The 14219-nt window shown below is 63.3% G+C and carries 12 protein-coding genes; 5 read left to right on the forward strand and 7 right to left on the reverse strand.

The features are described 5' to 3' along the window. Positions 1 to 18 precede the first annotated feature (18 nt). Both F6S08_RS05770 and F6S08_RS05775 read right to left on the reverse strand, forming a co-directional pair. The gene (locus F6S08_RS05770; RefSeq protein ID WP_315871368.1) at positions 19 to 3114 is read right to left on the reverse strand and encodes a multidrug efflux RND transporter permease subunit; all 3096 of its coding nucleotides are present in this window, start codon (positions 3112 to 3114) and stop codon (positions 19 to 21) included. Beyond that, a complete protein-coding gene (locus F6S08_RS05775) occupies positions 3111 to 4277 on the reverse strand; it encodes an efflux RND transporter periplasmic adaptor subunit (protein WP_065948996.1) in 1167 nt (388 codons plus the stop codon). Before F6S08_RS05775 ends, F6S08_RS05770 begins: the two co-directional genes overlap by 4 nt. Before the next feature lie 213 nt (positions 4278 to 4490). On the opposite strand from F6S08_RS05775, the gene F6S08_RS05780 reads away from it, so the two are divergent. Together F6S08_RS05780 and F6S08_RS05785 are read left to right on the forward strand one after the other, a co-directional pair. After that, entirely contained in the window at positions 4491 to 4724 is a 234-nt protein-coding gene (locus F6S08_RS05780; protein WP_027604750.1) for a hypothetical protein, read from the forward strand. A gap of 166 nt (positions 4725 to 4890) precedes the next feature. Further along, a complete protein-coding gene (locus tag F6S08_RS05785; RefSeq protein ID WP_315871369.1) occupies positions 4891 to 5673 on the forward strand; it encodes a transporter substrate-binding domain-containing protein in 783 nt (260 codons plus the stop codon). A gap of 30 nt (positions 5674 to 5703) precedes the next feature. On the opposite strand, the gene F6S08_RS05790 is transcribed toward F6S08_RS05785, so the two are convergent. The 5 genes from F6S08_RS05790 to F6S08_RS05810 all read right to left on the reverse strand — a co-directional run bounded on the left by F6S08_RS05790 (position 5704) and on the right by F6S08_RS05810 (position 10099). Then, positions 5704 to 6447 (reverse strand): YkgJ family cysteine cluster protein, encoded by a 744-nt coding sequence (locus tag F6S08_RS05790; protein ID WP_315871370.1) that lies wholly within the window; start codon positions 6445 to 6447, stop codon positions 5704 to 5706. A gap of 108 nt (positions 6448 to 6555) precedes the next feature. Continuing rightward, positions 6556 to 7038 (reverse strand): GNAT family N-acetyltransferase, encoded by a 483-nt coding sequence (locus F6S08_RS05795; RefSeq protein ID WP_315871371.1) that lies wholly within the window; start codon positions 7036 to 7038, stop codon positions 6556 to 6558. Positions 7039 to 7041: 3 nt separating this feature from the next. Beyond that, a complete protein-coding gene (locus F6S08_RS05800) occupies positions 7042 to 7944 on the reverse strand; it encodes a chemotaxis protein CheV (RefSeq protein ID WP_027604746.1) in 903 nt (300 codons plus the stop codon). A gap of 99 nt (positions 7945 to 8043) precedes the next feature. After that, a complete protein-coding gene (locus F6S08_RS05805; protein ID WP_315871372.1) occupies positions 8044 to 9018 on the reverse strand; it encodes a D-glycerate dehydrogenase in 975 nt (324 codons plus the stop codon). A 112-nt stretch (positions 9019 to 9130) separates the two neighbouring features. Beyond that, on the reverse strand, positions 9131 to 10099 hold the full coding sequence (locus tag F6S08_RS05810) for a LysR family transcriptional regulator (RefSeq protein WP_027604744.1): 969 nt from the start codon (positions 10097 to 10099) through the stop codon (positions 9131 to 9133). 183 nt (positions 10100 to 10282) lie between these two features. On the opposite strand from F6S08_RS05810, the gene F6S08_RS05815 reads away from it, so the two are divergent. The 3 genes from F6S08_RS05815 to F6S08_RS05825 are packed head-to-tail and all read left to right on the forward strand — an operon-like array spanning position 10283 to position 14212. Then, complete coding sequence (locus F6S08_RS05815) at positions 10283 to 11818, forward strand: efflux transporter outer membrane subunit (RefSeq protein WP_315871373.1); 1536 nt, start codon at positions 10283 to 10285, stop codon at positions 11816 to 11818. A 26-nt stretch (positions 11819 to 11844) separates the two neighbouring features. Next, on the forward strand, positions 11845 to 14022 hold the full coding sequence (locus F6S08_RS05820) for an FUSC family protein (protein WP_137211543.1): 2178 nt from the start codon (positions 11845 to 11847) through the stop codon (positions 14020 to 14022). After that, on the forward strand, positions 14012 to 14212 hold the full coding sequence (locus F6S08_RS05825; protein WP_065924242.1) for a DUF1656 domain-containing protein: 201 nt from the start codon (positions 14012 to 14014) through the stop codon (positions 14210 to 14212). The genes F6S08_RS05820 and F6S08_RS05825 overlap by 11 nt, the downstream gene beginning before the upstream one ends. The last annotated feature ends 7 nt before the right edge of the window (positions 14213 to 14219 follow it).

Consider the following 14219-nt stretch of genomic DNA (forward strand, 5'->3'; position numbering starts at 1 on the left):
CAGGGCGGTGCCTTGGCCTCAATGTGTGGTTGCCAGCTCAGCCGCTGGTTTGGGCCGGTGGAAAAATTTCTCAAGGTACAAGTATATGACCGGTGTGGTGAACAGCGTCAGCGCCTGGCTCACCAGCAAGCCGCCGACCACCGCGATGCCCAGGGGCTGGCGCATTTCCGCGCCAGGGCCAGCGCCGAGCATCAACGGTACCGCGCCCAGCAGGGCGGCGAGGGTGGTCATGATGATCGGCCGGAACCGCGTGATGCAGGCTTCATAGATTGCCTCTTCCGGCGGCAGCCCGCGTACCCGCTGGGCGTCCAGGGCGAAGTCGATCATCAGGATGCCGTTCTTCTTCACGATGCCGATCAGCAGCACCAGGCCGATCAGCGCCATGATCGAAAAGTCCTGGCCCATCAGCGACAGCATGATCAGCGCGCCCAGCCCCGCCGAGGGTAAGGTGGAGATAATCGTCAGCGGGTGCACGAAGCTCTCATACAACACACCCAGAATGATGTAGACAGCCACCAGCGCCGCGAGGATCAGCCAGGGCTGGCTGGCCAGCGAACTCTGGAACGCCTGTGCCGCGCCCTGGAAGTTGCCGATGATGGTGGTCGGCATGCCGATTTCATTCTTGGCCTGGTTGAGCATGATCACCGCGTCACCCAGCGCCACACCGGGTGCCAGGTTGAACGACAGGTTGGCGGCGGGGAACATGCCGTCATGGCTGATGGACAAGGGCCCCACGGTCGGCGCGTCGACCTTGGCCACTGCCGACAACGGCACCATCTCATTGGTCAGTGGCGAGCGCAGGTAGAAGTAGTTCAGGCTTTCGGCCTTGCCGCGCTGTTGACTGTCCAGCTCCAGCACCACCTGGTATTGGTTGATCTCGGTCTGGAACTCGTTGATCTGGCGCTGGCCGAAGGCGTCGTAGAGCGCCTGGTCGACATCGGTGGCGGTCAGCCCAAAGCGCGCGGCGGCCTGGCGGTCGATGCTGATATGGGTGATGCTGCCGCCCAGTTGCAGGTCGTTGGACAGGTCGCGAAACGCCGGGTTGGCGCGCAGTTTTTCGGTCAGGCGCTGGGTCCAGGTGTTGAGTGTCGGGCCGTCGTTGCTCTTGAGTACGTACTGGTACTGGGCGCGGCTGGGGCCGGAGCTGAGGTTGATGTCCTGCCCCGCGCGCAGGTACAGCACGATGCCCGGCACTTTCGCGAGCTTGGGCCGGATGCGGTCGATGAACTGGCTGGCGGACACGTCGCGATCACCGCGGTCTTTCAAGGCGATCCAGAAGCGCCCGTTGGCGATGGTCTGGTTGCTGCCGGTCACGCCCACCGAGTGGGAAAACGCCTGCACCGCCGGGTCATCCTTGACGATCTCAGCCAGGGCCTTGTGCTTGGCGACCATGTCCGGGTATGACACATCGGCCGCCGCTTCGCTGGTGCCGAGCACAAAACCGGTGTCCTGTACCGGAAAGAAGCCCTTGGGGATAAACACGTAGCCGGCCACGGCCAGGGCCAGGGTCACCACGAATAGCGCGGCCATGCTGCGCTGATGGGCCAGCGCGCGGCGCAGGTTGCGCGCATAGCCGGCCAGCAGGCGTTCGCTGAAGCCGGGTTTGTCGTGGGCCGGATGGGTCGGGGCGCGCATGAACAGCGCGGCCAATGTCGGTGCCAGGGTCAAGGAGACCACCACCGAAATCAGGATGGTCGAAGTGGCCGTCAGCGCGAATTCCTTGAACAGCCGTCCGACCACACCGCCCATGAACAGCAGCGGAATAAACGCCGCCACCAGCGAGAAGCTGATGGACACCACGGTAAAGCCAATCTCGCCGGCGCCCTTGATCGCCGCTTCGCGCTTGTCGAGCCCCGCTTCGAGGTGGCGGTGAATGTTTTCCACCACCACGATGGCATCGTCGACCACAAAGCCCACGGCGATCACGATCGCCACCAGGGTGAGGTTGTTCAGGCTGAAGCCCATCAGGTACATCAGGGCAAAACTGGCGACCAGCGACACGCCGAGCACGCTGGACACAATCAGCGTCGCCGACAACTGGCGCAGGAACAGCGCCATCACCGCCACCACCAGCAGGATGGCGATCAGCAGGGTGACTTCCACTTCATGCAGGGACGCGCGGATGGTCTTGGTGCGGTCGGTCAACACGCTGACCTGCACCGAAGCCGGCAGCATGCCTTGCAGGCGCGGCAGTTCGGCCTGGATGCGGTCCACCGTCTCGACAATGTTGGCGCCGGGCTGGCGCGAGATCACCAGGTTGACGCCCGGAGTGTCGCCGGACCAGGCCTGCACGTAGGCGTTTTCCGAACCGTTGATGACTTTGGCGATATCGCGCAGTTGAACGGGGGCGCCATCCTTGTAGGACACGATCAGTTGGGCGTAGTCCTCCGGGTGAAACAGTTGGTCGTTGGTCGACAGGGTCGACACGCTGTTCTCGCCGTAGATCGCACCCTTGGCCAGGTTGAGGCTCGATTGCTGGATGGCCAGGCGGATATCGGCCAGGGTCAGGCCGATGGCCGCGAGTTTGTCGGGGGAAGCCTGCACGCGGATCGCCGGGCGCTGCTGGCCGGTAATGTTGATCTGGCCGACGCCGTCGATCTGGCTGATCTGCCGCGCCAGCAGGGTTTCCACATAGTCGCTCAACTCGGTGCTGGGCATGCTGTCGGAGCTGACACTGAGGATCAGCACCGGGCTGTCCGCCGGGTTGACCTTCTTCCAGGTGGGCAGGCTCGGCATGTCGCTGGGCAGCTTGCCGGATGCGGTGTTGATCGCTGCCTGCACTTCCTGCGCGGCGGTGTCGATGCTCTTGTCGAGGGTGAATTGCAGGGTCAACAGGCTTGAGCCCAAGGCACTGCTGGAGGTCATCTGGGTCATGCCGGGAATGGCACTGAACTGCACTTCCAGCGGCGTCGCCACCGAGGAGGCCATGGTGTCCGGGCTGGCGCCAGGCAGTTGTGCCGTGACCTGGATCGTCGGAAATTCCGCCTCCGGCAGTGGCGCGATGGCCAGGCGCGGGAAGGCAATGATCCCGAGCAGCACCAGGGCAAACGTCAGCAGCAGGGTGGCGACCGGGTGGTCGACGCACCAGGCCGAGGGCGACCGGCTGCCGTTCATGGCTGCACCTTGGCGTCGACGGTCTGGATCACCTGCGGTGGCTCCTTGAGCACCTCCACCTGGGCACCGGCCTTGAGCCGCGACTGGCCATCACTGACCAGTACATCACCGGCCTGCACGCCCTTGATAATGTTGACGTCGCTGTTCTGATAGGTGACTTGCACCGGCACCACATCGACCTTGTCACCGTTGACCCGGTACACGAAGTGCGAATCCAGGCCGCGTTGCACCACGGTCGGCGGCACCACCAAGGCATTTTTGTCGAGGGCGGTCTGGATCTTGATGGTCACCAGTTGCCCCGGCCACAGGCGTTGCGAGGCGTTGTTGAACTCGGCCTTGGCGCGCAGGGTACCGGTGGTGGAGCTGATCTGGTTATCGATCAGGCTCAAGTGGCCTTCGCCGAGCAGGTCTCCGGTCTGGCCGTCGGTGTCGGCACCCAGGTAGGCGTCGACGCTGGCCTTGGCAGGCGCTGCGATCAGGCCTTGCAGGGTCGGCAGCATCTGTTGCGGCAAAGAGAACTCAACGGCAATCGGGTCGATCTGGGTCACGGAGAACAGGCCCTGGGTATCGCTGGTGCGCAGGAAGTTGCCTTCATCCACATTGCGAATACCGACGCGGCCACTGACCGGTGAGCGAATCTGGGTGTAGGACAGCTGGACCTGGGCTGCATCGATGGCGGCCTGGTTACCTTGGACGGTGGCCTTGAGTTGGTTGACCAGGGCTTGTTGCTGGTCGTAGGTCTGCTTGGACACGCCGTCGTCGACGCTCAATTCCTTGTAGCGCTTGAGGTTGACCAGCGCCACCTGCAACTGCGCCTGGCTCTCGCCCAGTTGCGCCCTGGCCTGGTCGAGGCTGGCGCGGATCGAGCGATCATCGATTCTGGCCAGCAAGTCGCCGGCCTTGACCCACTGGCCTTCCTTGACCGGCAATTGGGTGAGAATGCCGTCGACCTGCGGGCGAATGACCACACTGTGCAGGGACAGCACCGTGCCGATGCCGCTGACAAAGCGTGGAATGTCCTGCTGCGCTACGCTCACCACCCGCACCGGGATCGCGGTGGGTGCCGCCAGTCTGGCCTTGGCTGGCCGGGTCAGCGCCCAGGCTGCAACCGCCACGACCACGAGGACACCCACGATCAGGGCAGTTTTTCGTTGAATGTGCATGGGTGAGGCGCCGGGGCAAAGGATGGGGAGAGTGAGCGGTCGTTATAGCCCTTCAACCCGGTCAGCACGGTGACGGCTAACTGACAGCGCTGTCAGCAAACTCCGACCATTCGTACCTGTGGTGGTTAAAGATCCGAAGCTCGCAGGTATACTGCGCGCCAGTGTGGCCCGCAAGCCGGCCCCGCATCATTTTTTGCACGCCCCGGAGCTTTCATGACTTCCCCGACACAACCCCCTGTTGAAGCGACCGACATCGTCGATCCGGCCAGCGCCGAAGGCGTTGAAAAAGCCGAGATCCCGGCGTTCAAGTTTCCGTTCAAGCCGGGTGAGTTGGCTGGGGCCAGGAATGCGGCCCAACCGTGGTACAAAAACGGCGCCAAGAACGGCCATACCAAGTCGCCAGGCATGGCACCGCCGGGTACTCGTCGTTCGATGGGTAAACGCTGAGATTAACAAGTCGCACATCGTGTCGATTATTGCCTACAGCCTCTGCTGAAATTTCTGATTGTAGGCCTACGACCGTTTCTTGAAAGCTTGCACAGCCTTTGCTCTGCCCCTGTGATTTCAGGGGGAAGCAGGGCGATGCTGGTCTTTCCGGAAAAGGACGTCTCCCTTGGCTCTGATACACATCTGTGTAGTGTTTGCCCTGTTGCTTGCGGCGGATGTCTCTGCGGCCGATGATCCACCGCTGCGTGAAATCCGTTTCGCCGTTGCTGCACAGTTCCCCCCGTTCCAGAGCCGCGACCCGCAAGGGCAGTTGGTCGGCTTGAATATCGAGTTGGGCAACGCCCTGTGCGTGCAGTTGAATGCACGCTGCATCTGGGTCGACCAAGTGCTTGCCGAAGATTTCATCTCCCTTGAAGCCAGGAAATTCGACGCGATCATGGGGATGGCGCCGACGTCGCAACGGCAACGCCGGGTGGGCTTCACCGATAACCTCTACCCCTTCACCACGCGTCTGGTGGCCCGTCGCATGTCCAACTTGCAGCCGCGGGTAAAGTCGCTCAAGGGCAAGCGTGTCGGCGTGTTGCTGGGAAGTAACCGTGAGGCTTTTGCCCGCTCGATGTGGGCGCCAAATGGCGTCATCGTCAAGAGCTTCTGGCTCAACAATGAATTAGTCAGCAGCCTTAAAGCCGGCGAGATTGATGCGACCCTGCAAGGCACGGTAGAAATTCGTGAAGCCTTGCTCGACACCGAAGACGGCCACGATTTCGACTTCGTCGGCCCTGCCATTTCGTCCGAGCTTTTGGGCGATGGTGTGGCCATCGCAGTGCGCAAACCTGACACCGCATTGCGCAACGAACTCAACTGCGCCCTTGAACAACTGAAGCAGAGCGGCGAGTACCAGCGGATCATCCAGCCCTACCGCCTTGACGCCGTTCCTGCCGAGCACTGATCGACCGCCGCACGAGGCGGCCTTTAAGGTCTACGCCGCCCGCAGCGAGATAAACGCATAGTTGGCCGGCACCTCGGTGGCAATCTGCGCCCCGGCATCCAGCAACTGTTCGGCGATGTCCATCCCCGATACATGAAACACCCACTCATTGGCCACGGCCGGCCGGTCCACCGCCAACTCAATCGCCTGGGCAAACGCGCTCATGTCCGGCAGGTACGCGGTAAATCCATCGCCCTTGAGCGCCGTGGTGCGAATGCCGAGCAAGGCGCACACCGCCTCTTTGGTCTGCACGTCGTCTCGGTCGGCCTGGCGCGAGCGTTGGATCAGTTCCACCAGTTCCTGGTCCATCAATTCACCCCCGACGATCAACGCCGGGCCCTGTTCCCAGGATTCCGGCGGGCAATCCTTGGCGGCGGGGTTGAGCGGGATATGGGGGTTGATCTCCATCGGGTAGATGCGGCACACCAACGGGCGGCGCTCGTAGATGCGGCATCGGTTGTCTGCGTCAAGATTCCGGCAGCGCCCGGCGTTGTAGGCGGCAAAGGTGATTGCCACAAACGCCTCGGTGTTGCCGCTGGGCACCACCACCGAACGGCGCTCGGCATGTTCGCGCTGCTGCTGAGGCAGGCCCAGGCCATTGCTCAGGAAACCCTCCACCAGAACGATGACGTTACCGCCGTCAGCCGCCCATTGGCGGGCTTCCTGGAGGGTCAGGGGGACGTGGTGATCGCTGCAGCATTTGCCGCAACCGACGCAGGAAAAATGGGTGTTCATGGCGGATCTGTCACCAGGCTAGGTCAGAGGGCACACAGGAACAGTGACGGGTTTTTACCTCTATCCACCGTTGTGCTGCTCTGGAAGCAAGTTATGCGCCAGCGCCTGTCAGTCCTCTGCGACCACATCCCGCAGCACAAAGACCATGCCCGCGCTTTCGTACAGTTGCCGGGCGCGCCGGTTGCTCTCCAGTACCTTGAGGTCGACATAGGGTTCGCCACGCTGCTTGAACACCTGGAAGCAGTGCAGCAACAACGCGCGACCCAAGCCTTGGCCTTGAGCGCAAGGATGCACGGACAGGTTCTTGATAAACGCGCTGGTCCAGCACTGCGCCACGCCGAGAATGCCATCGCCATTGCTGGCCACCAGGCACAGCGTGGGATCGAATTCGGCGTCGCTGACGAACAGATGCTGCCAGGCGTGCAGATGAGGAACGCGGCCACCCCCTTGCTCCTGGGTCATGCGCAGCACCGCATGGATCGCCGGGGCCAGCTCGTCGCGGTAGTGATCCAACTGCGTATGGGCCGGCCATTGCGGCGCAGGCAGGCTGCCGGTGAGATCGCGGCGCAGCAGTTGGAAATACTCCGCCACGGGTTACAGCCCCTGTTGCGCCACGGTCTGCGCGGCTACCACCAGGCACTTGGTCAGTTCGGGCGAGGAGAACTTGGTCAGCACCGCGTTGGCACCGGCCAGGCGCGCCTTTTCGCTGTTCATCGCGCTGTCCAGGGAGGTATGCAGCAGCACGTAGAGATCCTGGAAGTCCGGGGTTTCACGCAGGGTGCGGGTCAGGGCATAACCGTCCATTTCGGACATCTCGATGTCCGACACCACCACATTGATCTGCGCGGCGGTGCCTTGCAGCTCCAGCAGCACATCGATGGCTTCCTTGGCGCTGCGTGCGGTGTGGCAGGTCAGGCCAAGGTTGCGCAGGGTGTGTACCGACTGCTGCAGGGCGACCTGGCTGTCATCCACCACCAGGATCCGAGCATTGCCGAGCACTTCCGCCTCTTCCATGGTCAGGTCGGTAGGCGCCGCTTCAATCGGCGCCGGGGCGATGCCGTGGATGACTTTTTCGATGTCCAGCACCTGCACCAGGCCGCCTTCCACCTGAGTCACGCCGGTGATGAACGCACGGTTGCCGCCGGAGCCGTAGGGCGGTGGGCGAATATCGGTGGTCAGGCAGTGCACGATCTTACTGACGGCCTGCACATGCAGGCCCTGCTTGGAACGGCTCACGTCGGTGACGATCAGGCAGCCTCCGTTCGGGTCTTCCAGGGGCATTTCCCCCAGGGCGCGACTCAGGTCGATCACCGCCAACGAATTGCCACGCAGGGTGGCGATGCCTTTGACGTGGGGATGAGACTCCGGCAGCTTGGTCAGCGGCGGGCAAGGGATGATCTCGCTGACTTTCAGCAGGTTGATGGCCATCAGCTTGCCGCTGCGCAAGGTAAAGAGCAGAAGCGAGAGTGAGTCTGCGCGGGCTTTGGTGGTGGACATAAAAACCTTCTGTGGATCAGGGATGACGAACTTCTATTGAGGGTTATCGACTCGGGAGAGCCAGGCTTTAACCCGATTTTGTGTCGGGCCGGGCCCGTGTCAGCCCTTCCACACCTGCGGGTTCACCAGGTCCTGCGGACGCTGGCCCAGCAGGGCGCTGCGCAGGTTGTCCAACGCACGGTTGGCCATGGCTTCGCGGGTTTCATGAGTCGCCGAGCCGATGTGCGGCAGGGTCACCGCATTGCTCAACTGGAACAATGGCGATTCGGCCAACGGCTCCTGCTCATACACATCCAGCCCGGCGCCGCGAATGGTCTGGTTTTGCAGGGCCTGGATCAGCGCCGGTTCGTCGACCACCGGACCACGGGAGATATTGATCAGAATCGCGCTGGACTTCATCAGACCCAACTCGCGGGTGCTGATCAGGTGGCGGGTCTTGTCGCTCAACGGCACCACCAGGCAGACGAAATCCGCCTCGGCCAGCAACTGGTCCAGTCTGCGCAATTGCGCGCCCAGTTCCTGTTCCAGCTTGGTCTTGCGGCTGTTGCCGCTGTACAGGATCGGCATATTGAAGCCCAGGCGCCCACGCCGGGCCACGGCCGCGCCGATATTGCCCATGCCAACGATACCGAGGGTCTTGCCATGCACGTCACAGCCAAACAGCGGCGCGCCGACGCTGGCTTTCCATTGGCCGGCCTTGGTCCAGGCGTCCAGCTCGGCCACCCGGCGCGCGCTGCTCATCAGCAGGGCGAAGGCCAGGTCGGCAGTGCTTTCGGTCAGTACGTCGGGGGTGTTGGTGAGCATGATCCCGCGCTCGTTGAAGTACGGCACATCGTAGTTGTCGTAGCCCACCGACACGCTGGACACCACCTCCAGCTTGCCCGCGCCTTCGAGCTGCGCGCGGCCCAGCTTGCGACCCACGCCGATCAAACCGTGGGCGTGAGGCAGGGCTTCATTGAATTGAGCGTTGATGTCGCCCAGCTTGGGGTTGGGCGCGATCACGTCGAAATCCTGTTGCAGGCGTTCGATCATTTGCGGGGTGACACGGCTGAAGGCGAGGACGGTCTTTTTCATTGCAGGCGGGCTCATCGACTACGGAAGAATGCCAAGCACGCTAACATTCCTGCCGGCAATTGTCAGGACACCGCCCCTCCCACATTTAAAGACGTGTATCGCCTGGTAGAAATCAGTTCGCCAGCCGTGCACCGCTGAGGCTGCCGCTCAACTCATACGCCACCAGCTCCGCCTGGTGCGCCGCCAGGATCTCCGGCAACGAACCGCGCAGGTATTCCACCCAGGTCTTGATCTTCGCATCCAGGTACTGGCGAGACGGGTAGATGGCGTACAGGTTCAGCTCCTGGGAACGATAGGTGGGCATGACCCGCACCAATGTGCCGTTGCGCAGGCCTTCGATGGCCGCATACACCGGCAGCAGGCCGACGCCCATGCCGCTGGTGATCGCGGTTTTCATCGCGTCGGCGGAGTTGACCAGGAACGGCGACGTATTGATCGCCACGCTTTCCTGGCCTTCAGGGCCGTTGAAGGTCCACTTGTCCAACTGGATCACCGGGCTGACCAGGCGCAGGCAGGCGTGGTTGAGCAAGTCCTGGGGGCGCTGCGCACAGCCTTTGGCCTTGACGTAGTCCGGCGAGGCGCAGGCGATGCTGTAGGTGATGCCCAGGCGCTGGGAGACGAAGCCCGAGTCCGGCAGCTCGCTGGCCAGCACGATGGACACGTCGTAGCCCTCGTCCAGCAAGTCCGGCACGCGGTTGGCCAGGGTCAGGTCGAAGGTCACGTCTGGGTGGGTGCGGCGGTAGCGGGCGATCGCGTCGATGACGAAGTGCTGGCCGATACCGGTCATGGTGTGCACTTTCAGCTGCCCGGCGGGGCGGGCGTGGGCGTCGCTGGCCTCGGCTTCGGCTTCTTCGACGTAGGCCAGGATCTGCTCGCAGCGCAGCAGGTAGCGTTTACCTGCCTCGGTGAGGGCAATGCGGCGGGTGGTGCGGTTGAGCAAGCGGGTTTGCAGGTGGGCCTCAAGATTGGAGACCGCGCGCGAGACGTTGGCGGTGGTGGTGTCCAGTTGCGCGGCGGCGGCGGTGAAGCTGCCCGCTTCGGCCACGCAACTGAAGGCGCGCATGTTTTGCAAAGTGTCCATGGAGAGTTCTCAGGGGAGATGCCAAATTGTGACAGAAAGTTACGCCGTCCAGTGATCCCTACCAACGGATTATCGCTTGAACGGTAACAAAGATTCACAGGAATGCCAGCTTATCGTCCTCCATGCCGCCGCCTAGAATTGCGCCACCTCCCCCCGCAACACCACCTCAGGAATTCGTTCGCCGTGCCGCGTCGCATCAGCAGAGAGCTGAAGACTCTCATTAACCGAGCGCTGAAGGCTCTCAGTGTTTGCGCTTTATCGTTAGCAATCAGCGGCTGCATCGGAACCGGAGGAATCGCCCCCAAAGGCCAGGCCCTCAATGCCACTACCCTGGCCACCGACGAAGCGATCCGCAGCGCCGCCCAGGATGCCCATTGGCCCACCGCACAATGGTGGCAGGCCTACGGCGACCCCCAGCTCAACCGCTGGGTCGAACTCGCCACCCAAAACAGCCCGAGCATGGCGATGGCCGCCGCGCGGGTGCGGGAAGCGCGGGCCATGGCCGGGGTTGCCGAGTCGGCCGAGTCGCTGCAGATCAACGCTGATACCACCCTCAAACGCCACAATTGGCCGAAGGATCAGTTCTACGGCCCGGGGGAATTGAGCGGTGCCAACACCTGGGACAACAATGCATCCCTGGGCCTGAGCTACGCCCTCGACCTGTGGGGCCGCGAAAGCAACGCCACCGAACGTGCCGTCGACCTGGCCCACATGAGCGCGGCCGAAGCCCGCCAGGCCCAGCTTGAACTGCAGAACAACGTGGTGCGCGCCTATATCCAGCTGTCGTTGCATTACGCCAACCGCGATATCGTCGCCGCGACCCTGGCCCAGCAACAGCAGATCCTCGACCTGGCCAACAAACGCCTGGACGCCGGGATCGGCACCCATTTCGACGTGAGCCAGGCCGAAACGCCGCTGCCGGAAACCCATCGCCAGTTGGATGCCCTGGACGAGGAAATCGCCCTGAGCCGTAACCAGCTGGCGGCGCTTGCCGGTAAAGGCCCGGGGGAGGGGGCCACGTTGCAGCGTCCGACGCTGTCCCTTGCCGCACCACTGAAACTGCCCTCGAGCCTGCCCGCGCAATTGCTCGGCCAGCGCCCGGATGTGGTTGCCAGCCGTTGGCAGGTCGCGGCGCAAGCCCGTGGCATCGATGTCGCCCACGCCGGTTTCTACCCCAACGTCGACCTGGTCGGCAGCCTCGGCTACATGGCCACCGGCGGCGGCATGCTGGCGTTTCTCGCCGGCAAGAAATTCAACTACGGCGTCGGCCCGGCGATCAGTTTGCCGATCTTCGACGGCGGCCGCCTGCGTGCCGAGCTGGGGGAAGCCAGCGCCGGCTATGACATCGCCGTGGCGCGCTACAACCAGACCCTGGTCAATGCGCTCAAGGGCATCAGCGACCAGTTGATTCGCCGTGAATCCATGGACAAACAAGCAGCATTTGCGGCGCAGTCGGTGGCCTCGGCGCAGAAGACCTACGACATCGCGATGATCGCCTACCAGCGCGGCCTGACCGATTACCTCAATGTACTCAATGCCCAGACCCTGCTGTTTCGCCAACAACAGGTCGAGCAGCAGGTCCAGGCCGCGCGGCTTGGCGCCCATGCCGAACTGGTGACCGCACTGGGTGGCGGTCTCGACGCCGGCAAAGACCTACCGCAGGACGCCAAGACCCTCCCGAGCAAGACCCCGGCGGCGCTTGCCATGTTTGATCACTGAATAGTTTGGTCACTGAGTAGGATTTAATGACTCCGATGCCTGCACCGCTGCGCTGGCTGCATTCCCTTGAGTGGCGCCGTGGTTTTTTCGACTGGGCACGCAGCGACGGCGTGACCTGGGTGTACATCTTCAAGGTGCTGATCGCCGCGTTCCTCACGCTGTGGCTGGCCATGCGCCTGGAGCTGCCGCAACCACGCACCGCGATGATCACCGTGTTTATCGTGATGCAACCGCAGAGCGGCCAGGTGTTCGCCAAGAGCTTCTATCGCTTCCTCGGCACCCTGGCGGGGTCGGCGGTGATGGTGGTGTTGATCGCGTTGTTTGCGCAGAACACCGAGTTGTTCCTGGGGGCGCTGGCGATCTGGGTCGGCATTTGCACCGCTGGCGCGACACGCAACCGTAACTTTCGCGCCTACGGCTTCGTGCTGGCCGGTTACACGGCAGCGATGGTCGGCCTGCCGGCCCTGGCCCATCCGGACGGCGCCTTTATGGCGGCGGTGTGGCGGGTGTTGGAAATCTCCCTGGGGATCCTGTGTTCCACCCTGGTCAGCGCGGCGATCCTGCCGCAGACCTCCAGTGCAGCGATGCGCAACGCGCTCTATCAGCGCTTTGGCGTGTTCGCGCTGTTCGTCACCGACGGCCTGCGCGGGCGCAGCCAACGTGAAGGGTTCGAGGCCAGCAACGTGCGCTTTATCGCCGAGGCCGTGGGCCTGGAAGGGCTGCGCAGCCTCACGGTGTTCGAAGACCCGCATATGCGCCGGCGCAACGGTCGGCTCAGTCGCCTCAACAGCGAGTTCATGAGCATCACCACGCGCTTCAATGCCTTGCACCAGTTGCTCGAACGCCTGCGCACGGATTCCGCGGATCATGTGGTGGCGGCGATCAAACCGGGCCTGCAGGACCTCGCCGAAGTCCTCGACGGCTTCTCCGGCCGTGCCCTCACCAGCCCCGATGCCGCGCGCCTGGTCAACCAGCTCAGTGCCTACAAGGACAGCCTGCCTGCCAAAGTCCGCAGCCTGCGTGCGACCTTCCAGGAGGGCAACCCGAGTGAGGCCGAACAGCTGGATTTTCACACCGCTTATGAACTGCTCTACCGCTTCGTCGATGACCTGCACAACTACGCGCAAACCCATGCCTCCCTGGCCGATCACAGCCATGCACGGGAGCAATGGGACGAAACCTTCAGCCCGAAAACCAACTGGCTGGCCTGCGCCGCCTCGGGGATTCGCGCGTCGTTCATCCTGATTGTGCTGGGCAGTTACTGGGTGGCCACGGCCTGGCCCAGCGGTGCCACCATGACCTTGATCGCCGCTGCCACCGTCGGCCTGTCCGCCGCCACGCCCAACCCCAAGCGCATGGCGTTCCAGATGGCCTGCGGCACCTTGATCGGCGCGTTGGTGGGCTTTGTGGAAATGTTCTTCGTGTTCCCGTGGATCGACGGCTTCCCGCTGCTGTGCGTGATGCTCGCCCCGGTGATCATCCTCGGCGCGTTCCTCGCCTCACGCCCGCAATATGCCGGTGTGGGCGTAGGCCTGCTGATTTTCTTCAGCACCGGTTCGGTGCCGGACAACCTCACGGTCTACAACCCCTACATCTTTATCAACGACTACATCGCCATGATCATTGGCATGCTGGTATGCGCGGCGGCGGGGGCGATCATCCTGCCGCCCAACAGCCGCTGGCTGTGGCGGCGCCTGGAGCAGGACCTGCGCGAACAGGTGGTGTATGCCATCAGCGGCAAGCTCAAGGGGTTGGCGTCGAGTTTCGAAAGCCGCACCCGAGACCTCCTGCACCAGGCCTACGGCCTCGCTGTCGGCCAGCCGCAAGTGCAACGTGACCTGCTGCGCTGGATGTTCGTGGTGCTGGAAGTCGGCCACGCGATCATCGAGTTGCGCAAGGAACAGGCGATCCTGCCGGTGCACCCGGCCTATGCCGAATCCCAGCCGTGGCGCCAGGCGATCCGGGTCATGGGGCGTTCGTTGGTGCGCCTGTTCCTGCAACCCAGCGCCAGCAACCTGGAGCGTGGCCTGATCGCCGTCGACCACGCGATCAGCCGCGTGCAGGCCACCGACGAACCCTTCGCCCCGCACTTCGATACCTCGGCCCTGCGCCGGGTGAAAAGCTACCTGCACTTTATCCGCACCTCGTTGCTGGACCCGCAATCACCGCTGGCGGCCCTCAAAGGAACCCCGAATGCCTCGTGAAATCGCATTCCACGGCATCTATATGCCGACCATGACCCTGATGTTCCTGATCGCGGCCGCGTTGGCCTGGGCCCTGGACCGCCTCCTGGCCGGCTTCGACCTGTACCGGTTTTTCTGGCACCCGGCGCTGCTGCGCCTGAGCCTGTTCGTTTGCCTGTTCGGCGCCCTGGCGCTGACCGTCTACCGTTGAGAATGCC

It is taken from the genome of Pseudomonas sp. JV449 (assembly GCF_032424295.1).
In the GTDB taxonomy this organism is placed as follows: domain Bacteria; phylum Pseudomonadota; class Gammaproteobacteria; order Pseudomonadales; family Pseudomonadaceae; genus Aquipseudomonas; species Aquipseudomonas marginalis.